A 22,207-nucleotide genomic window follows, 5' to 3' on the forward strand; every position below is an offset into this window, starting at 1 on the left:
GATATGCACATTTTATATTGTAAGCTTATTTCAAGGAGGCACATATGTCTGTATTATCATCTATAGAACCACAAAATGTATTCCATTATTTTGAAGAGATCTGCTCCATCCCACATGGCTCCGGTCACACCGATGCGATCAGTAATTATCTGACAGCATTTGCCGAAGCGCATGAACTGAAATATATCAAAGATGCTTCCAACAATGTCATTATCTTCAAGCCGGGAACCTCCGGCTATGAGACTTCTGCCCCTGTCATGCTGCAGGGACATATGGACATGGTCGCTGTGAAAGAAAAGGACTGCCCGATCAATATGGATACCGACGGTCTGAAACTCAAATTGGAAAACGGCATTATCAGCGCAGAAGGCACGACCCTTGGCGGTGATGATGGAATCGCTGTCGCATTTGCACTTGCAATACTCGACTCTCACGATATCCCACATCCACCACTGGAAGCAGTCTTCACGGTTGATGAGGAGATCGGCATGCTCGGTGCGGCGACTCTTGACTGTTCGCCACTCTCATCCCGTATCATGTTAAATCTTGATTCTGAAGACGAAGGCTATCTGCTTGTCAGTTGTGCAGGCGGCGCAACCGCAGATGTTCAGATCCCCGTTATATGGGAAAATACGAACGAAAAGGCATCGGCCTATAAACTCTCTGTCTCACATGCCTGTGGCGGTCATTCCGGTGTCGAGATCAACAAGCAAAGTGCAAATGCCAGCAAGGTGCTGGGACGTGTTCTGAACGCACTTGCAAATGATTTTGATATGAAATTATCCACGCTCTCCGGCGGTTTAAAAGATAACGCCATCCCGACCGATGCAGAAGCTGTCGTTATCTTTTCTGATACCGATATGTCTGACATAAACACACCAGACCATGCAAATATTCCAGCAAATTCTGTGCACTCAAGCCTTCAGGATCTCATCTCCAAATGGAATCAGATCATCCGTCATGAATACACCCATACAGACCCGGATATCTGTATCACCTTAGAGCCTGTTGATCTTCCGGCAGCCACAATGACGGATACATCTACCCATACCGTGATCGATGTCTTAATGACTTATCCAAATGGTGTCCGGAAAATGAGCAAAGATATCGCAGGACTGGTTCAGACTTCCCTGAACCTCGGTATCCTGTCAACGATCAAACCAGACGATCAATCAACAAATGGCATAGTATCTTTTAAAAGCTCCGTCCGAAGCAGTATCGGAAGTGAAAAAGATGCTCTGCTTAACAGCCTGAAATCTCTCGCCACTCTTGCAGGCGGAACACTGACAATAACCGGAGATTATCCTGCATGGGAATACCGGGAGGTGTCTCCTCTTCGCGATCTGATGGTAAAAATATTTAAACAGCAATATGGAAAAGAACCTGTGATACAGGCACTCCATGCCGGTGTAGAATGTGGAATCTTTGCGTCGAAACTGCCGGGGCTCGACTGTGTATCCTTCGGACCGGATATGGATGATATCCACACAACCAATGAATCCATGAACGTTGAAAGTGTCCGCAGAACATGGGAATATACCTTAAAGATATTGAAAGAATTGAAATAATATATCTTAAAAAAAGGAGCTGACACCTAACAATTCTATTGTTATCGTGTCAGCTCTTATCATAAAAGAATCTGAGAGAAATTAATAATATTTTATCTTACTTAGTATATAAATGTTATTTGTTGTTTGTCATCACTTGTTTGACTGCTTCCAAGCCCTACAACCCTCAAACTAACACTTTTATTCTTATCTATTGTGTTAGTAAGATTCATTGTAGTGTTTTTATTGTTCTTGTATAACTTAATTGATGATGAATATGCCGCCCAACTACCTGATATATTAGAACGGACTTGTCCATAACAGTACTCCATTTTACCAAATCCAGATGCATTCTTTGCATACACTATTTTTCCTGTTGATGTTTTTGTATATATACCATGAACGCTCCAGATAGATGGATGTACATACATTGTCTTTAAAGTTCCAGCCGCCTCTGCCTTTGGAACACTCGTAGGAGCTATACAAAATATTGCCATTAATGCTATAACAAGAATCTTTACCTTCATTTTCATAATTACCCTCCCTTATTCCTCTCTCAGATCCTTTAAGATTCTTTGTCTTTTTAATTGAATAACATCCATAAAAATTGCCACTATCTGAATAAACAGAACAAATGCAAGCACCAGTGCTATGCTTTTCCAGCCATCAACTAACACAATATTTTTTGTTATTTCTGACAAATATAAGCGGCACAAAAGTGTCACTATAAAGACAGCTACAATAGATACAACAATTCCCTGACCAATCTTGGTCAGAAGCATCGGCAAAATAATACTGCTGTCTGTGCGGCCAATTGCCTTCAGGATGGCAAAGTTGTGTCTGCGTCGAACGAATGTCAGTGCATGAATATATAAAACTGCCAGGAAATTAATTACCATAATGATTACAAAAATTCCATAAGTACCACCCTGAATCGTTTTCTTATTATCCTGATCCCGGATGTAATCTGTCAAAGTATCAAAAAAAGAATATTCATATACAGGTGCATGTGTATTCAGAAACTCTGCTGCCTTTAACTCATAACCCGACTTTACATTTATATTAATAAGTACATTTGTATAATCGAATTGTTTTTTAAACAGCTCTTCAGGAACAATGATAGCGATTCCATTCTGATCCTTCCAGTTTAAGAATCTGCTTCTTCCGAAAACCGGTACTTCTCCCTCTGAAAATACCGGTCCTTCTTCCTCCTGACGACCCGCATACTTTAGTGTATCCGGGATATCATTTAAAATACAATCTTCTGTATTCTTATAATTATCAATTATGATCACTCCTCCAGATTGGACAAACTTATTATAGCTGACCTCCTGTGACATCTCTATTTTTCGGTTATATTGTTTTTCACTGACACCAACAATCTCACACCACACACCCTTTTCATCATCTGAAAATATCAAATCATCTGCATAGTCCATATTGATAAGAGAAGGATCAATGAAAAACTCACCCATAGTATCATAAACCTCATCATAGTAGGAAACGCCCGGTATCAGATTTTCAAAATCGTCCATATGACTGACATCATCGGATATTAGTGAAAACTGTACATCCTGACTTTCCTCAGACAATAACTGATATGATACATAACGATTTACCATAAGAACCAGCATCGTTACCATTCCGATCAAGACAAGAGACAGGAATGAAAATACCTTTTCATAATCTCCGGTATCCCGAATGGAATACCGCATCATGATATTTCCTTTTTCAGATCCACGTTTATCCTTTACCTTATAATTGTTCTTTCCACCTTTCATAATATCGATCATTTTCATTCTTGAACGATATATTAATACAGGACAGATTCCAACTATAAAATCCAATACACAGATTCCCCAAATGACCATATATGAAATTGGCTGGAACTGTGGAGCGAAATGTTCCAGTGGGATGGTTCGTAATGACTGTATAAGCTTAAAGATCAAAATGGTAATATATCTTCCAAGTATAAGTCCAAGCACACATCCAATAATTATCAGAATGAAACCCTCCAGGAAATATGCCGAAAAAATATAGCTATTTGAAAATCCAAGACTCATTAGGATTCCCTGCTGATTACTTCTTTCACTCATATACGACAGGAAAATATGAATACCAAGAATGAGTGAAGTAAGTATGATTAGTATGATAAAACCCATGAGGAGTTGTCCAATATTGGTATCCTCCAGCCCGCCTGATCTGTCAATCTCTATCGCATTCAGATCTCCATTTGTAATCATATGGTATCCTTCCATAAATCCATGGGCGGTATCACCATTAAAAATCTGTTTGGAACTCAGATCCATATATTTTTTTATTGCTTTATATCCCGGCTGATAGTCCCGTCGATCATTAAAATGAATATAGATGTTGTATAAATTTCCCCGTATACTTCCATTTACGATCGCAACCTTATAGACATCCTGTGTACTATAATCATAATCATTTAAAATTCCACTAATCGTATAGGTCTGATCCTTGAAGGTAACTGTGTCTCCCAGATCAAATTGTTTTGCAATATATACATTTTTGTATTTGGCTGTTGCCGATATAGCAATCTCATTTTCTTTTTGGGGAAAAATGCCCTTTTCTAATTGGTAATGATTCATAGTGATCGAAGCTGCATCACTATCCACGATGCATAATTCATTATTTACATTTGCAACTATTTTTTCTACACCAAGTGTTGCCTGATCCTTATACTGCTCCAATATCCAGTCACGAACCTTATATGTTACATTATGTAAAGTAATATTATATTCTCCATTTGTCTGATACGCATTTTGCAGCCGCATATCCTGAAATGATATATATGCATTGATCGAGAAAAAGATAAGCATAACAGAAAAACAAATACTTATAATTGCCCGAACCGCTTTTTTCCTGTTGTGCAGGATATTGTGAAATATCAATCGGCACTTCATATTGTTTCCCCTCCTTAATTCTGCTGGATTCTTCCGTCAACAAGATGAATACAGTGATCTGCCTGCTTTGCAATATCAGCATCATGCGTCACCATGAGCAAAGTCATGCCATATTCATTTGTTGTCTGTTTCAACAGATCAATGACACGTCTGCTGTTCTCCGAATCCAGATTACCGGTTGGTTCGTCTGCCAGAATGATCCTGGGTTGATTGATCAATGCCCTCGCGATTGCAATCCGTTGTTGTTGTCCACCTGATAACTGATCCGGATATTTATTTAAAAGATCTTTTATATCTAATTGTTCTGTCAATGTATCAAAATAATCCTTCTTACATTTCTTTACACATTCATTTGCGATCATAATATTATCCCGACATGTAAGAACCGGTATTAACTGAAAAAACTGGAATACCATTCCAATCATTTCCCGACGATATCGTAAACAGTCTTTTTTACCATAGTCCAATATATTCCTGTCTTCAACCAATATGCTTCCAGAATCCGGCTTATCAATCAATCCGATCATATTTAATAATGTTGTTTTTCCGCTTCCACTTTTGCCTGTAATAACTGTAAATGTATTTTCCTGAATATCTGCACTAACGTCATTAAGCGCCAGACAACAGGAATCTCCTTCTCCATACTTTTTTGTCAAATGTTCTATTTTTATCATGATATCCACCTCTCTGCGCTCAATATTTTTATTTAACAAAAGCACGTCATATTTTCCATTTACAGTCGATTTTTCTTATTATAAACAACATGGAAAATATGACGTGTTTCATTATTTGAAGAATCACTTTCTACTTTTAGCCTCTCTAGCTAACCCTATGCTTATTGGCAAAAGCCGCTAATCCTTCAGGCTCTTCCGGCTGATAATACTTATTTCTACATATATCAGATACCAGTGGTGCGATCACCATAGCCACGGCACAGAGTTGTGCGCCAAACTTACAGATTAGTTTGGTTACTGTCTTCTTCATAAGTATCTCCCCCTTTCTTCTTTTTTGCCCTTTAATCACAACGGCTAAAGCCCAAACCGTGTCTTTATTTTAGCACATCTTTTTCAAATTGTGACGATTTTGGAGTGAGTGGTCGAAATTCGGGAGTGAACGGTAATTTTTGTACCATTCACTCCCGAATTTCGACCACTCACTCTAAAAAAATACATTTTTTACTATTTCATGTTATACTGATTTTATTAATAAAAAGGGGGATTTTTGCTGATGAAACAACCCGGAACATATCTGGCAGATATATTAACAGAAGACGGACAGATACCAAAAGAACAACAATCCATATATGCTTATCTCTTTGACTATCTGATCGAGTCTCTCTTATATGATATCATAGTTCTTATCTTCGGTCTGCTCGTCCATCGATTTGGCATTACCATTTGCTATCTTCTGGTTACTATCCCGATCCGTCATTTTGCCGGAGGCTTCCATGCAAATACAAGACTTGGGTGTACCCTGCTTTCATATGGCATTTATCTGGCGACTGTTTTTCTCGGTCCGGTTCTTGTACCATATATAGAACCTGTCGGGCTGCTTATTCTATATCTGATTTTCTGGGGTATGATCCTCCCTGTTGCACCGGTTGATACAAAGAACAAACGATTATCTGTAGATCAGCGAAAAAAATTATTTCACCGATGTATAATAACCTGTATAATTATGAGTATCCTTATGATCGTCCTCTATATATGCAGACAGATACTTTATATGGGAATGGTTACAATCTGTATGATGGAAGGCGTAATAAGTGTATACATCGGTATCTGGAAAAACAGGAGGAATTTATGACCTTTCGACTCGGCATCTGTGATGACACTCAGTTAGATATTGCCTGTCTGACAGAACACATTAAGCATTATATGATATCTTACAATATCCAATTTGAAATCGAATCATTCCAATCCGGCGAAGCCCTTTTACAGGCACAGCGGAAACATCCATTTCAGATTCTTCTGCTGGATATCGAAATGCCCGGAATCAATGGCATGACGATTGCAAGATATCTGCGTGATGAATTATATGATGAATCATTTATTGTATTTGTAACATCCTATCCTGAATACATGCAGGAAAGCTTTGAAGTACAACCATTTCAGTTTCTTACAAAACCGGTAAGCTATGTAAGAATTGAAAAATTACTGTCTGATATTATCCGTCGTTATCAACATTCACACATAACTAAAATTGTGATCGATACAAATGGAGAAGAACATCTGATCCCCGTTAATAACCTTTTATATATTCAGGCAGTGAAAGGTGAAAAACGGTATCTTGAATATCATCTGACTGATGCTATTCTATATGGCGAGGGAACCATTCAGGAATGGGAAAATCGTCTGGCAACACACAGCTTTTATTCAACTTATCGTGGATATCTGATCAACATTGGTCATATCCAGATCATTCAGCAGACACATGTTTTAATGGATAATGGTGAACAGCTTCCGATCAGCAGAAGAAAGATAAGTCCATTACAGCAGTTATATGCAGATCGAATCATACATGTATTAAACTAATTATTTTTATAGAGGAAAGAGAATCAATGTCAACATACATTACATTGTTAAGTTCTATAATTGATAACATCGTATTATATTTATACTTTCAGACGATGTTTGAAAAAAGAAAAGATAAAGTACGCTTTTACTGGCTGATACTTGCATTTTTATTATCTGATTTTATCTTCTGGAAGATAACTGCGCCTTTTAATGGTGATGTATCAAACATGGTTACCTTTTTCCGTACCTCACTGACAAATCTGAGGACCTTTCTTCTCTCTTTCTTTTTTGTCTCCGGGTTTATTTATCGTGTATTGGTAATTGTAAGCTACTCCATTATAATCTCAATCTGTGAGGAGCTTGCCTACTATATTATTGCTCATTTTACGGATGTTACGATCCAATTCGACACCCTCCCTGAGATAACATTTACATCCATTTCTTTTATATGTGATCTGTTAATAATCTTGATTATCATGATTATTCACATTATTAAGAAGAAAAAAGCCGGTGTAAAGTCAAAAAAATATGCAGCACTTCTGATTCTTATTCCAGCCTTATCCTGCATATTGGTTCTATTGCCATCCTTTTTCCACATGAATAAAACCAACCCTGATGCTTACCTGATCCTTGTTATCTTTCTGCTTATTATTAATATCGTAAACTACATTCTTCTTCAGAGCGTCTTAAAAGCTGAATCACTTGCCCAGGAAGCAGGACAGCTTACCGAGCAGGTAAACTATCAGCGACAGAAATACCAGCAGCTTGGAGATGCCTATAAAAACATTCGTGGATTCATGCATGATATCAAGAAGCATTTATTCTATATTGAGACCTGTGTAAATGAAGAACACTATGATCGTATCATTCCATATGCAAGAGAAACCATGTCCGATCTGGAAGCCAGATATTGTACTGTAAATACAGGAAATCTGGTCATCGACGCTTTTATAAGCAATCTTATGCTTCGGACTGCCCGACACAACATCAAACTCACAACCAAACTAAAAATCGACAATGACCTTGTTCCATGTGACGATTATCATATGACTATTATTCTTGGAAACCTGTTAGATAATGCATTAAATGCCTGTCTGGAAGAACAGAGTGGAGAAATCAATATCAATATTCAGACGATTGAACATACCTTTACGATCTATATTACAAATACCTACCATTTTCCTATTGGAGAAAAACCACCGGAAGATATAGAAAATCTGGACTTTATTCATGGATATGGTTTGAAGAATGTAAAAAATTCTGCTGAAGCCTGCGGCGGATTTTGCCTGATCAATTACGAAAATGGAATCTATTCCGTAACGGTTATTATTCCTGAAAAAAAGAGAACTACCTGAATCAAAAATATATATTCCTAAACCGAAAAAAAGCCCCAACCCAGCAGCTTCAAATATCTGCCAAATTAGGACTTTTGTAGTGGGCCGCCGGGGGCTCGAACCCCGCACACCCTGATTAAGAGTCAGGTGCTCTACCAAATGAGCTAGCGGCCCGAAGTCTTTTTTAATTTGTTATCTCGCCGACAACGAAATTGATTATATAACATAGTTTATCCAAATGCAAGCATTTTTTTCAAAAAATTTTAACTTTTTTTAATATCGGTTATTTGCATAGATTTTATGCGGATTTTTGTACTTTTTCCCTATTGATTTTTATCTTCTTCTATTGTAGCAGTGCGGTTTCTTTTCTCTATTACAACAATCCTGATTTAAAATCTTTTTTACTTCCTCATACCCCTTATACAGGCAGACACACCACCGGTTAAATCCTTTATTACAATAACTACGGGCTGTCACTTTTTTCTGAAATTTCTGATTCCGCATCGTTCACCCCTCCAAACCGAATTACTTTTTTCATCCATCAACGCCTTCCATCCTTCCGGTAAAAAAGTCCTCTATAACACATTATATGAAGAAACTGAAATAAGTTCCTTTATTTCGCAGATTTCCTTATGAAAACCCACGAAAAAACATAAAAAAAGCCGCCCTGCTATTTACTTTAAAACCCTAATATTGATATAATGGAACAATGAGCAATGCAGAATTATATATATGTAGAACGAGCGGAAGCTTGCTTACGGCGAGTTCTATATATATGTAATTCTATAGTGCGAAGCACTACAACGAGCCGTCAGGCGAGGTGGGCATTGCGAATTGACCACATAGTGGGTATTGCGATCCACCACAAAGCCGTCAGGCGAGGTGGGCATTGCGAATTGACCACATAGTGGATATTGCGATCCACCACAAAGCCGTCAGGCGAGGTGGGCATTGCGAATTGACCACATAGTGGGCATTGCGAATTGACCACATGGTGGGCATTGCGAATTGACCACATAGTGGGCATTGCGAATTGACCACATGGTGGGCATTGCGAATTGACCACATGGTGGGCATTGCGAATTGACCACATAGTGGGCATTGCGAATTAAGATTATTTTGGAGGAACACCCTCGTGAGACTTAGAAACGTAAAAGGCTCCAGAGAGACAATTGCCGACAACAAATATGTCGTGCATGACGAAGAAAGCATGAAAGGCAAATGGAGCGAATTTTTTGGAAATACAAATCCTATCCACATCGAGATCGGTATGGGAAAAGGACAATTTATTATGGAGCTTGCCAGACAGAATCCGGATATCAACTATCTCGGTATCGAGAAATATTCCAGCGTTCTGGTGCGCGCCATCGAGAAACGTGAACAGGAAGAAGGCATGACCAATCTTTATTTTATAAGAATGGATGCCGAATATATCGAGAATGTCTTTGCAGAGAATGAAGTAGCAAATATCTACCTGAACTTCTCTGATCCATGGCCAAAAGATCGCCATGCCAAGAGACGTCTGACTTCAACTCACTTTTTCGAACACTACGATCATATCCTTGCGCCGGACGGACGTGTTATGTTCAAGACAGATAACCGCCCATTATTTGACTTCTCCTTAGAGCAGGTTCCGGAAGCAGGATGGACACTTGAAAACTACACATATGATCTGCACCATTCCGAATACAACGAAGGAAATATCATGACAGAATACGAAGCAAAGTTTTCTGCTCTTGGTACTCCGATCAACCGGCTGGTTGCATATCGAACAAAGAAATAGCATTGGAGAATAACCGTTCATGAAGATAAGAAAGAACCCGAAGAAAAACAGGACAAGACATGCAATTCCTGTCGTTATCCTGTCCACTGTTCTGTTATTTACCATGAGCGTTTTCTATATAGACAGCACGTCATCCTCTGCTGCCGGAACAGACCATTTGTTTCTTCCAGACAGTACAGTTACGAATACGGCATCTGATGACTCTACAAACGAAGGATCAGATAACAGCACAGATGAGGATGGAACAACTGAATACTTAGTTACAACCGAGTACCCTGACGAACCGGGCAAAGCACCGGAGCTTGCATCCAACTATGCCATCGTACTGGATGCAAATACTGGGAATATTCTATATCAAAAAAACGCTTTTGATAAACAGTACCCGGCAAGTATTACGAAGCTTTTGACCTTCTTACTTGCCATTGAAAATACAAAGCTGACCGATACTGTAACAATGTCACACGATGCCGTCTTCGGCATTGATCGAGGAAGCAGCCATATCGGTCTGGATGAAGGTGAACAAATCTCTATGGAGGATGCCCTCTATGGTATGATGCTGGAATCCGCAAATGAAGTTGCATGGGGCATCGGAGAATTTGTCTCCGGCGGAAGCATCGAAGATTTTGCTAAGATGATGAATGAACGTGCAGTCGAACTTGGCTGCCTTGGCACTCATTTTGTAAATGCAAACGGCCTGCCGGATGAGAATCACTATACGACCTGTTATGACATGGCGTTAATAACCAAAGCCTGTCTTGGCTACGATGAATTTCGTAAAGTGACCGGTACCAGAAATCACGTCATCGGACCGACAAATATCTGTGAGGAAGAACGTCAGCTCTGGCAGCATTGCAAGATGACAAATCCTGACAGCAAATATTACTATGAATACTGTGAAGGCGGTAAGACCGGCTATACAAACGATGCATTAAATACCCTTGTTACCTGGAGTAAAAAAGGTGATACAGAACTGATCTGTGTTCTGATGAACTGCAACGGTGCGGCAAATACCTACACTGACAGCAAGGCCATCTATGAGTATTGCTTCCGGAATTATAGTCTCCAGACTCCTCTGACCGACTATACCTTTGACAGCACCCAGATATCACAGACGCTTGATTATCTGAACTCCTATTACAAGGCTGATTCCGGTTCTGATATTACATTGCAGGTTGATAAGGACTATAAACTGAATTTCAATAAAAATGATGATATTAAGAAATTAACTTACAGTATCGAATATAACAAAGAACCGGTAAAAGATGGAGATACTTATACCGTGGGACATCTGATCCTCTCCTATGGCGGAAATATGATAGGAACAACAGATCTTACCGTAACCGGCTATAACCCGGATGGTAAACAGCTGTCATCAAAAAACACGGAGAATGCAGCTGATACTACAGTTGCAGCCCCTGTAGCAAAAAAGAAGCTGTCGATCCATCCATTGTGGATCATTCTTGCCGTTCTGCTTCTTCTTGCCGTATTGTTTGTGGTCTATCTGATCCATATACAGAAAGCAAGAAAACGTCAGCGTGCGATTCAGGCAGCAAGAAGAAAACAATATGAAGAACGCCGACGACAGCTGCAGGAAACATTTGATAATGACCTTGACGAATAAGGTACAATAAAAACAACAAAACCTCTTATCGGTTATAGAGGAGAATGGAGAATATCATGGATATTTCAACAACGGAAAACCTGAAAACAGTGCGGGATTCCAATCAGGAAATGCTGGACTACTTCAACGGACTGTATGTAGCGAAGCTGGAACAGATCCAGTCTTTAAAAACAAAGCAGTTTGAATTGAAGATCAAAATTGATGAGCTTATGAAAACACTGGAGGTCTATTCCTTTAAAAACAGTGCCGGACATAATGTTTTTTCTCCATTTTCTACAACGACTACAACACAGGAGGAAAAAGCAGCACAGATTGAGCAGGAATTAAAAGAACTAAATGCTTCTGATGCTGAACTTACAGCAAATATCCATAGCTTACAGGCTGATGCTGACGAGCTGAAAAGCAGGATCACTCTCCTTCATACAGCGACCAGAAAACTGGATACTTTTTTGGACGAACTGGCAGATGAATTCACAAAAGAATCAACTGCACTTGAAGATGATGAATCTACCGAAGAAAATCTTCCGGTTATCAATCATGGATTCAATATCTTGCGTCTGAAGAAATACGATCAGGACAAATTGGTACAGACCCTACATACCGATATTCTGGATCAGCTAGATCGAACCAGACATACTCTGGATTCCCTGTCATGGTTGATCAAATCCGATATCAACCGGGCAACAGTCACCCTTGATGAACTGATTGAAAGGACAATTTCCATGAAAGATTCTCTGAATGCTATCCTTTCAGGACTTACCGGGGGCATCGATACGTCTGTACCGATTGAAACCTTGTTAAGGGATACCATTTTCCGATATAAAGACACTCACCCGGAATGTGTCATTGAATCTGACATTGACTGTCCGGACGCTTCGATCGAGATTCCGGAAATTATCACAATCAGTCTGATCCGTATACTGTGTGAATGTCTGGACAATGTATATAAGCATGCAAATGCAAATCGTATTGATATCAATATTCAGATTCTTAGCGATCAGATATCGGTACATATCAATGACAACGGCATCGGCATTGATAAGAATTACAGTCACACCTCTCCATGGAACAGTGGACTTCACCGCATTCAGGAGCTTATTTATCTGTTAAATGGACAACTTAAGATAGATGGTGATATCATTAGTGGAACAGATATCCGTTTTTCTATCCCAATTGAAATAATGTAGATTATGGGTTCTCCCCCTTAATTATGAAATGAAAGAAAAATAAGGACATTTCCTTAATATATAAGAAAGAATTTGAAAGGACAACCTTAATTATGAAAGAAAAAATCGTAAATCTGATTGCAGATCATGTAGAAGGCATGACTGCTGAAGAAATAGCAACCTTTATTGAGATACCACCAAAGCAGGAGCTTGGTGATTATGCATTTCCTTGCTTCAGACTTGCAAAGACTATGCATAAAGCACCAAATCTGATTGCAGCCGATATCAAAGAAGCTATCGGTGATGTTGATTTTCTCGATAAGATTGATGTTCAGGGTGCATATCTAAACTTCTTCGTAAAGAAAGATATCTTTGTCCAGACTATGATCGAAGCTGCATTAAAGGACAACTTTGGTGGTTCAGACGAAGGTGCAGACAAGGTTATCTGTATCGATTACTCCTCGCCAAACGTAGCAAAGAACTTCCACGTTGGACACCTCAGAACTACTATCATCGGTAATTCCCTCTATAAGATCTATTCCAAACTCGGCTATAAAGTAATCCGTATCAACCACTTGGGTGACTGGGGTACACAGTTTGGTAAGCTGATCGTTGCATATAAGAACTGGGGCACAAAGGAAGCAGTTGAGAAAGATGGCGTTGCTGAGCTTATGCGTCTCTATGTGAAGTTCCATGAAGAAGCAGACAAGAATCCGGAGCTTGTAGATGAAGCAAGAGCATGGTTCAGCAAGATGGAGCATGGGGATGAAGAAGCCCTCTCAATCTGGCAGTGGTTCAAGGACATCAGTCTTGTAGAATACAAACGTACCTATGATCTTCTGGGTATGGATTTTGATTATTATCTCGGTGAAAGCTTCTATCGTGACAAATGCCAGGACGTTGTTGACCAGTTGACAAACGCGAACCTGTTAAAGGAAAGCGAGGGTGCTATGATCGTAGATCTGTCCGACTATGATATGGCTCCATGTATCGTTACAAAGAAAGATGGAAGCTCCATCTATGCAACCCGTGATCTGGCTGCTATCTTCTATCGTAAGAATACCTATCATTTCACAAAATGCTTATATGTAACCGGACAGGAACAGAAGCTGCATTTTGCACAGGTGTTCAAAGTAGTAGAGCTTCTCGGAAATGACTGGGCGAAGGATTCTCTGGTTCACATTCCGTATGGACTGGTAAGCTTAGAGGGTGCAAAGCTTTCAACCAGAAGCGGAAATATCATCTACGCAGAAGACATCCTGCATGATGCAATTAAAAAGAGTTTTGAAATCATCTCAGAAAAGAGTCCAAACCTTCCTGATAAAGAAGAAGTTGCCAAGATCGTCGGTGTTGGCTCTGTTCTTTTCAATGACCTTTATAACCAGCGTATCAAAGATGTATCCTTTAGCTGGGACAAAGTATTGAACTTTGATGGTGAGACCGGTCCTTATGTTCAGTACACCCATGCAAGATGCTCCAGCGTTGTAAGACTTGCTGAGAATTTTGATCCTGCAAAGCCGGTTGATTATAGCACGATCTCTGAACCGGACGCTATGAATCTCTTAAAAGAAATCAACCGTTTTCCTAAGGTTGTATCGGATGCAGCAGAGAAATACGAACCATCTGTTGTTGCAAGATTTGCTGTAGATGTTGCTCAGGCATTTAACAAATTCTACAACTCTACACGTATCAACGTGCCGGAGGAAAATGTAAAGAATGCCCGTGTCATGCTCACATACCTTACAAAGAAAACACTTCACGATGCATTAGATCTCCTTGGAATCAATGCACCGGAAGCTATGTAAATCAGGTGATCTTTCATGTCTAAACGATTAAATAAGACAATTAAATGGGATAAACTCGATAATACAGCCAATCTGTTTCCTGTCATTGTAAGTGAAAATGTAAGTAATGTTTACCGCATTTCCGTTACATTGACAGAAGACATCGATGCAGAACTTCTGCAAAAGGCATTGGACAAGATTCTTCCATTTTTTGATGTGTTTAATCACAAACTAAAAAATGGTATTTTCTGGTATTACTTTGAAGCAAATAATCGGCCTGCTCCAAGGGTAATACCGGAAGATACATATCCTTGTCTGTATATCAATCCCTATACAAATAACGAATATCTGTTCCGTGTTACCTACTATCAGAAGCGGATCAATCTGGAAGTATTTCATGTCCTAACAGACGGAAATGGTGCTCTTATTTTTCTGAAGGAATTGACTTACCAGTACCTCCGGTACAAATACCCGGAACTTGCTGAAAAAGCAGGTAATACCTTAAATGCAGATTCCTCGTTGGATATCGAGGACAGCTATAAGAAGAACTATATACGACCTGCCAAACGTTCCTATAAGACGGAAAAAGCAGTTATCTTAAAGGGGGAAAAGCTGCCATTTAATCATTTTGCTATCCTGCACGGCTACATCCCGGTTGCCGAGATCAAACAGGCGGCAGCAAAATATGGCGTAACCATCAACCAGTATCTGCTCGGTACATTTACTTGGGCAATCTACAAAGAATACCTGAAGGGTCAGCCTTCCAAGCGTCCGATCAGCACCGTCGTTCCTGTAAATCTTCGCCCATATTTTAATTCCAATACAACGAAGAACTTCTTTGCCGTTGTCTCCGCTTACTTCAAGCCGGAGAAGGATACTTATACATTTGAAGATGTTCTGCACATCATCGCAGATAGTCTGAAGGAACAAATCAATAAAGAAAATCTGGAGAAGCTGTTATCCTATAACGTTTCCAATGAAGTAAATTTTATCATCCGTGCCGTTCCGCGTGTCTTTAAGAGCATCGCCATGCGCCGTATTTATAAAGCTTCATTAAAAGCAAATACATCAACGATCACAAACCTTGGAGTTGTATCCGTTGATGATATGTATAAGGAATATATCGACCGCTTCCATGTCGTTCTGTCAATGTCCAAAGGACAGTTCATCAAAGGAAGTGTCATCAGTTATAAGGATACACTGGTCTTCACCTTCAGCTCTGCCATTCGTGAAACATTTATACAAAAAGAATTTTTCCGCCAGATGGTTCGAGACGGAATTCATGTATCGATAGAAAGTAACGGGGTGTATTATGAGTAAATGTAGACGTTGTAACATAGATGTTCTGGATCACTCCCTTTCATGTCCTTTATGTAACGGAGTTCTGGAATATGATCCGGTGAAAGATCCGGAAAGTGAAAAAGACTTTCTTGACCATAGTCAAGGAACCGGTGAGAAGTCAAAATCTGTTATGTATCCGGATATTACGCCCGCAATGCGTCGTATGCGGTTTGTTATTAAACTGACAATATTTTGCAGTATTGTTGTAGAAGGTGTCCTTATTCTGATCAATTACCTGACATATTCAAAGGTAAAATGGTCAGCCCTGTGCGGAATCGGACTTGCATATGCCTGTTTTTCACTGATCTATTCATTTAGGCACAATAAGAGTCATCGAAAGAAAATGCTGGTACAGGCAATTTTCATCATGCCCGTTCTTGTATTGGTTGATTATATACTTGGATATACCGGATGGTCAATCGACTTTGCAATACCTTGTGTTATTGCAATGCTAGACATTGCAATTCTTGTTTTGATGATTATTAATACTGAAAATTGGCAATCCTATATTTTATTACAGGTATATATCATTATTATTTGTGTGATCCTGACAATACTTATGCTTACCGGAAAGTTCTTTAAACATGATTTCTTTATGATCATTGCAGATGTTATGAGTGCTCTGTTGCTCGGTGGTACACTGGTATTCGGAGATCGACCTGCAACAACAGAACTAAAACGTAGATTTCATGTATAAAATTATATTTCATATATAGAATTATATTTCAAGCATAGGATATTATTTTATAAATGACATCACAGGTAATAACCTACAAATACAAATTATCTTATAGTAAAAGCAGTGCCAGCAATTATTTTTCGTTGTGCACTGCTTACTATTAACTAAATTTAGAAAGAGAGATTTTATTAAATGGCACTTTTAGATAAATTAACCTCCGGTTCTTCCTCATCTCCTGATAATTCCGGAATGAGCAAACAAGCAAAACTTGTATGTGAACTGGTCGCAGATTTCAATAGTAACAACCTTCTTACACAGATTAGAAATAACAATCGTTCCAAAAGCGACATTGATAAAACATATAAATATCCGGATCATTTTACCAGCGAATTAATAGAAACAAAGAATTTCAAAATGGAAATGTTAAAATGGAAAAATTCCCATAATCCATATGTCATCCTTCAATTTCATGGTGGCGGATATGTCGGAGCTTTTAAGACACAGTATCGTATGTTTGCCGGTTTATATTCAGAGCTTGGGAAAGGCGCATCTGTTCTTTCCATTGATTATCGTGTTGCCCCGGAGAATCCATATCCAGCAGCTTTAAACGATGCCTTATATTCATATGACTGGCTGTTAACCCATGGCTACTCTGAAAACCATATCATTCTGGCCGGTGATTCTGCCGGTGGCGGATTAGCTATGGCATTATGCCATTATCTTGCAGATCGAGATCGTATTCTTCCTGCCGGAATCGTAGCTATGTCTCCATGGACAGACCTGACAGCAAGTGGTCCATCCTATACAGAGAATTTTGAGATTGATCCACTTTTTGGAAATACAAATGAAAGCTTAATCTACAACAGTGTTTATCCGGGAGCTCATGACTCAAGTGATCCTTATATCTCACCATTGTTTGGTGATTTTACCGGTTTTCCTCCGATGCTGATTCAGGTTGGATCTAATGAGATGCTTTTATCTGATTCTGTTCTTGTTGCTGAAAAAGCAAAAGCCCAGGGTGTAAAAGTTCGTTTATCCATATATGAGAATATGTTCCATGTTTTTCAAATGGGTATGACCCTTATGCCGGAATCCAAAAAAGCCTGGGTGGAGGTTTCTAAATTCTTAGAGCAATTAATGATATTCTAACAGATATATAGAATAAACGGATAGGATACTCTTACACATAAAAATTTAGTAAGTAAACAAACATAAGATAGGATTGTCTTACTATAAAGAAGCAATCCTATTTTATGTTTCACGTGAAACACAGACATATTTTTTATTATTATATGTTTCACGTGAAACACAATCATACTTGTTTATCATTACTTGTTTCACGTGAAACACAGCGAGGAATTCATCTCACGAGAACATCTTTTTTAATTTTTTCTACATTTTTCAAAATAATAGTAGATATTTCTACATATTAGTGTTATAATAAGTCCATCGAAACGCAGTCTATACGTTTTGATAAGATTGATGTGACTACACATAATATAGCAAAATTTAATCCCCCCCTTTTTTTAAATTGCTCTTTCCGGAGCCCGCTATATCATGTTACGTCACATCTTTCCTTTTATATAGACATTTTCTTGTACCCGTTCTGCTAATTTATTTTTTAATTAGTGTGACGGGATTTTATAATATATAGAGATTTTTTCATTTCAATAATTCTATTATAGTGATATAATGGACAAGGAAAAAATAATACAACAAAGTAAAAAATAAATTTGTAAATAAAATGTTTCACGTGAAACATCTGTTATTAGACTTTAAGAAGGAGATTATCAACAAGTGGGAAGAATAATCGCAATTGCCAACCAGAAAGGTGGCGTAGGAAAAACTACAACTGCAATTAATCTTGCAGCCTGCCTTGCAAAAAAGGGAAAGAAGGTATTAGCTGTAGATATGGATCCACAGGGTAATATGACAAGTGGTCTCGGTATCGATAAGAATGCACTTGAATACAGTGTATATGATATGCTAAATGGCGATTGTAACCTTGGCGAATGTATGATTATTGATGCCTATCCCGATATCAAAGGTTTGAATCTATTACCTGCAAGTCGAGAACTCGCAGGTGCTGAAGTAGAATTTGTTACGGTAGAAGACCCACAATATGTCCTTAAAAATCATCTTAAAAGTGTAAGGCGAAAATTTGATTACATCATTATAGATTGTCCACCTGCTCTCGGAATGTTAACTGTCAATGCCTTAACTGCAGCCAACACAGTATTAGTTCCTATTCAGTGTGAATTTTTTGCTCTGGATGGATTATCACAGTTAATCTATACAGTAAATCTGATTCGAAAACAGCTTAACCGTTTACTAACGATTGAAGGAATCGTATTCACTATGTATGATTCACGAACAAATCTTTCTATGCAGGTTGTAGAAAATGTAAAAGAAAATCTGAATCAGCATATCTATAACACTATGATTCCCAGAAATGTACGTCTGGCAGAAGCACCAAGTTATGGAATGCCTATAATTGAATATGACCCAAAATCTGCTGGAGCTGAACACTATATGATGCTTGCAGATGAAGTAATCGAAAATGATTATTATAAATAAAATACAGGAGGAAAATCATGCCCACAAAAAAAGGTTTGGGAAGAGGTCTGAATCAACTGATTCCCACAGGCGATGAAGCAAGAACGAAATCCAAATCTACTCCTGGCGAAACAACAAAAACCATTACAAAAGAAGTTGTAAAGGAAGTTGTAAAAGAAGTAGAACAAAAAGTTAAGATAACACAGATTGAGCCAAATAAATCTCAGCCCAGAAAGCAATTCGATGAAGATGCATTACAGGAACTTGCAGATTCTATCAAACAGTATGGTGTATTAGAACCCCTTATTGTTACAAAAAAAGGCAAATTTTATGAGATTATTGCCGGTGAACGCAGATGGCGCGCAGCCAGACTTGCCGGTGTAAAAGAAGTTCCTGTCGTCATTCGGGAATATACAGATCGTGAAATTATGGAGATTTCTCTCATTGAAAATATTCAACGTGAAGATCTGAACCCAATTGAAGAAGCTCTGGCATATGAAAGCCTGATTAATGAATATAGTCTGACTCAGGAAGAAGTTGCTGAAAAGGTGTCCAAGAACAGATCAACTATCGCAAATTCTCTTCGTCTCTTAAAATTATGCGACGAAGTACGTCAGATGATTATTGAAGATAAACTAACAACCGGTCATGCTCGTGCACTAATTCCGATTGAAGACGCTGAATTACAGACAGAAGCGGCCAATTTTATCTTTGATAATAAACTTAGTGTTCGCGACACAGAGATTTATATTAAAAAGCTTTTAAGTATTCCGAAAGAGTCGAAAGAAAATATTGTAGCCACAAACGATTTATCTATCTTCTATAATGATATTGAAAGTCGTTTAAAAGATATTTTGGGTGCAAAGATAGCTATAAAATCAAAGAACAATGAAAAAGGAAAAATTGAAATAAATTACTATTCTCAGGATGAATTGGAAAGAATAACAGAGATGTTATATTCCATCAACAGAGAATAAACGGAAAGGAACTATATCAGATGAACAATACATTACTTGATAAGATTGGTCTGGATCCTGCTATCCTTTTCATCATTTTATTCATTTTAATCATCGCCCAGTTTATATTTATATTCTATATACTGGCAAATATACGAAAAAGAAATAAAGATATCAAACGTCTTCTAAACGGGAAAACAGCAGGCGATATGGAAGACATTATTCTTGATCGTTTTGCTGAAATGGACGCTGTTAAAAATAATTCCAAACGTCTTACAAAGGAACATAAAGAGATACAGGAAACTCTTGCCTCCTGCATAAGTAAGATTGGTCTTGTAAAATACGATGCCTTTGAAGGAATGGGTGGAAGTCTCAGCTTTGCTATTGCATTTATGGATAGCAATAACAATGGTATTGTTCTAAACTGTATGCATTCCAGAGAAGGATGTTTTGCATATGCTAAAGAATTGATTCGAGGAGAATCTTATGTTGCTCTCTCCGATGAAGAGAAAGAAGCAATTGAACGTGCAAAAACTCTGGATGAAGAAATTGAAGATATTATAGAACAATAATAATTTTCAGAACAATAATGACTTTAGTCAAAAAAATATAAAAACATATGGATATACAATATTCATATAAACTAGGAGGAATATCAAAAAATGATAGACATTAAATTTTTAAGAGAGAATCCAGATGTAGTAAAACAGAACATTAAAAACAAATTTCAGGACAGCAAGCTCCCACTTGTTGATGAGGTAATTGAACTCGATGCACAGGCAAGAGCTACACAGCAGGAAGCAGATGATCTGAGAGCGAATAGGAATAAACTGTCCAAGCAGATTGGTGCTTTAATGGCTCAGGGTAAAAAGGAAGAAGCTGAAGAAATTAAGAAACAGGTAACAGAACAGGCTGAGCGTTTATCAGAATTACAGGAAAACGAAACAGAACTTCAAGCAAAAGTAAAAGAAATCATGATGGTCATTCCAAATATCATTGATCCATCAGTTCCTATCGGTAAGGACGATTCCGAAAATGTAGAGATTGAACGCTTTGGTGAGCCGGTCGTTCCTGATTTTGAGATTCCATATCATTCAGAGATCATGGAACATCTTCACGGACTGGATCTTGATTCAGCAAGACGTGTAGCAGGAAATGGTTTCTACTATCTGATGGGTGATATTGCAAGACTCCATTCTGCTGTTATCTCTTATGCAAGAGACTTCATGATTGATAGAGGATTTACCTACTGTGTTCCTCCTTTCATGATTCGAAGCAATGTAGTTACAGGTGTTATGAGTTTTGCGGAAATGGATGCGATGATGTATAAGATTGAAGGCGAAGATCTTTACTTGATCGGTACATCCGAGCACTCCATGATTGGTAAATTCATCGATCAGATTATTCCGGAAGAAGAACTTCCAAAGACATTAACAAGCTACTCTCCATGTTTCAGAAAAGAAAAAGGTGCTCATGGTATTGAGGAACGTGGTGTATATCGTATTCATCAATTTGAGAAACAGGAAATGATCGTTGTCTGTAAACCGGAAGAAAGCAAGATGTGGTTTGATAAATTATGGCAGAATACAGTTGATCTTTTCCGTTCACTTGATATTCCTGTTCGTACTCTGGAATGCTGCTCAGGTGACCTCGCAGATTTGAAAGTTAAATCACTGGATGTAGAAGCATGGTCACCACGTCAGAAGAAGTACTTTGAAGTAGGAAGTTGTTCAAATCTGGGTGATGCTCAGGCAAGAAGACTTCAGATTCGTGTAAAGGGCGAAGATGGTAAGAAGTATCTTGCACATACCTTAAATAATACTGTAGTTGCTCCACCTAGAATGTTAATTGCCTTCCTCGAGAACAACCTTCAGGAAGATGGCTCAGTAAGAATTCCAGAAGTACTTCGTCCATACATGGGTGGCAAGGATAAAATTGAAGCTTAATTATATAAAACAGACTTTTTTGACCATAGTAAATTAGACTAAATTATAAAA

General features: G+C 38.4%; 19 protein-coding genes and 1 tRNA gene. 15 read left to right on the plus strand and 5 right to left on the minus strand.

Annotated features, from left to right (window positions below; translation table 11 throughout):
- Window positions 1-44: 44 nt before the first annotated feature.
- Window positions 45-1,568, plus strand: coding sequence for an aminoacyl-histidine dipeptidase (locus GT641_RS06535; RefSeq protein WP_161117119.1), 1,524 nt, complete (start codon window positions 45-47; stop codon window positions 1,566-1,568).
- A 101-nt stretch (window positions 1,569-1,669) separates the two neighbouring features.
- Here the strand turns inward: GT641_RS06535 and GT641_RS06540 are convergent, their stop codons facing one another.
- From GT641_RS06540 to GT641_RS06555, 4 genes are all read right to left on the minus strand, one after another.
- Window positions 1,670-2,080 (minus strand): hypothetical protein, encoded by a 411-nt coding sequence (locus GT641_RS06540; RefSeq protein WP_008401707.1) that lies wholly within the window; start codon window positions 2,078-2,080, stop codon window positions 1,670-1,672.
- Between the two features lie 12 nt (window positions 2,081-2,092).
- Window positions 2,093-4,474 carry an ABC transporter permease gene (locus GT641_RS06545; protein ID WP_008401706.1) on the minus strand — a complete coding sequence of 794 codons (2,382 nt, stop codon included), beginning with the start codon at window positions 4,472-4,474 and terminating at the stop codon, window positions 2,093-2,095.
- 14 nt (window positions 4,475-4,488) lie between these two features.
- Entirely contained in the window at window positions 4,489-5,148 is a 660-nt protein-coding gene (locus GT641_RS06550) for an ABC transporter ATP-binding protein (protein WP_179960553.1), read from the minus strand.
- Window positions 5,149-5,293: 145 nt separating this feature from the next.
- A complete protein-coding gene (locus GT641_RS06555; RefSeq protein WP_156782870.1) occupies window positions 5,294-5,458 on the minus strand; it encodes a hypothetical protein in 165 nt (54 codons plus the stop codon).
- Window positions 5,459-5,701: 243 nt separating this feature from the next.
- Between GT641_RS06555 and GT641_RS06560 the strand changes: the two genes are divergently transcribed.
- From GT641_RS06560 to GT641_RS06570, 3 genes are read left to right on the plus strand one after another with little or no spacing between them, the layout of a single operon-like run.
- Complete coding sequence (locus GT641_RS06560) at window positions 5,702-6,280, plus strand: accessory gene regulator B family protein (protein ID WP_008401703.1); 579 nt, start codon at window positions 5,702-5,704, stop codon at window positions 6,278-6,280.
- Complete coding sequence (locus GT641_RS06565) at window positions 6,277-7,008, plus strand: LytTR family DNA-binding domain-containing protein (RefSeq protein ID WP_008401702.1); 732 nt, start codon at window positions 6,277-6,279, stop codon at window positions 7,006-7,008. Before GT641_RS06560 ends, GT641_RS06565 begins: the two co-directional genes overlap by 4 nt.
- A 26-nt stretch (window positions 7,009-7,034) precedes the next feature.
- Complete coding sequence (locus GT641_RS06570) at window positions 7,035-8,345, plus strand: GHKL domain-containing protein (protein WP_243104440.1); 1,311 nt, start codon at window positions 7,035-7,037, stop codon at window positions 8,343-8,345.
- 80 nt (window positions 8,346-8,425) lie between these two features.
- On the opposite strand, the gene GT641_RS06575 is transcribed toward GT641_RS06570, so the two are convergent.
- Window positions 8,426-8,498, minus strand: a tRNA-Lys gene (locus tag GT641_RS06575).
- 961 nt (window positions 8,499-9,459) lie between these two features.
- Here GT641_RS06575 and trmB point away from each other — a divergent pair.
- The 11 genes from trmB to serS all read left to right on the plus strand — a co-directional run bounded on the left by trmB (window position 9,460) and on the right by serS (window position 22,156).
- Window positions 9,460-10,107, plus strand: coding sequence for a tRNA (guanosine(46)-N7)-methyltransferase TrmB (gene trmB / locus GT641_RS06580; protein WP_008401698.1), 648 nt, complete (start codon window positions 9,460-9,462; stop codon window positions 10,105-10,107).
- Between the two features lie 19 nt (window positions 10,108-10,126).
- Entirely contained in the window at window positions 10,127-11,728 is a 1,602-nt protein-coding gene (locus GT641_RS06585; protein WP_161117120.1) for a D-alanyl-D-alanine carboxypeptidase family protein, read from the plus strand.
- Window positions 11,729-11,784: 56 nt separating this feature from the next.
- Entirely contained in the window at window positions 11,785-12,915 is a 1,131-nt protein-coding gene (locus tag GT641_RS06590) for an ATP-binding protein (RefSeq protein ID WP_243143708.1), read from the plus strand.
- Between the two features lie 92 nt (window positions 12,916-13,007).
- On the plus strand, window positions 13,008-14,699 hold the full coding sequence (argS, locus tag GT641_RS06595) for an arginine--tRNA ligase (protein WP_008401695.1): 1,692 nt from the start codon (window positions 13,008-13,010) through the stop codon (window positions 14,697-14,699).
- Window positions 14,700-14,714: 15 nt separating this feature from the next.
- On the plus strand, window positions 14,715-15,998 hold the full coding sequence (locus GT641_RS06600; RefSeq protein WP_008401694.1) for a hypothetical protein: 1,284 nt from the start codon (window positions 14,715-14,717) through the stop codon (window positions 15,996-15,998).
- Entirely contained in the window at window positions 15,991-16,716 is a 726-nt protein-coding gene (locus tag GT641_RS06605) for a DUF6320 domain-containing protein (protein WP_008401693.1), read from the plus strand. The genes GT641_RS06600 and GT641_RS06605 overlap by 8 nt, the downstream gene beginning before the upstream one ends.
- Window positions 16,717-16,890: 174 nt before the next feature.
- Window positions 16,891-17,847 (plus strand): alpha/beta hydrolase, encoded by a 957-nt coding sequence (locus GT641_RS06610; protein ID WP_119963580.1) that lies wholly within the window; start codon window positions 16,891-16,893, stop codon window positions 17,845-17,847.
- 648 nt (window positions 17,848-18,495) lie between these two features.
- On the plus strand, window positions 18,496-19,275 hold the full coding sequence (locus tag GT641_RS06615; protein ID WP_008401689.1) for an AAA family ATPase: 780 nt from the start codon (window positions 18,496-18,498) through the stop codon (window positions 19,273-19,275).
- Window positions 19,276-19,292: 17 nt separating this feature from the next.
- Window positions 19,293-20,231 (plus strand): ParB/RepB/Spo0J family partition protein, encoded by a 939-nt coding sequence (locus tag GT641_RS06620; RefSeq protein ID WP_008401688.1) that lies wholly within the window; start codon window positions 19,293-19,295, stop codon window positions 20,229-20,231.
- Between the two features lie 20 nt (window positions 20,232-20,251).
- Window positions 20,252-20,782, plus strand: coding sequence for a DUF4446 family protein (locus tag GT641_RS06625; RefSeq protein WP_008401687.1), 531 nt, complete (start codon window positions 20,252-20,254; stop codon window positions 20,780-20,782).
- Between the two features lie 90 nt (window positions 20,783-20,872).
- Window positions 20,873-22,156, plus strand: a complete 1,284-nt coding sequence (gene serS / locus GT641_RS06630; RefSeq protein ID WP_008401686.1) for a serine--tRNA ligase — start codon at window positions 20,873-20,875, stop codon at window positions 22,154-22,156.
- Window positions 22,157-22,207: the final 51 nt, after the last annotated feature.

The organism is Clostridium sp. BIOML-A1 (assembly GCF_009874105.1).
In the GTDB taxonomy this organism is placed as follows: Bacteria; Bacillota; Clostridia; order Lachnospirales; family Lachnospiraceae; genus Coprococcus.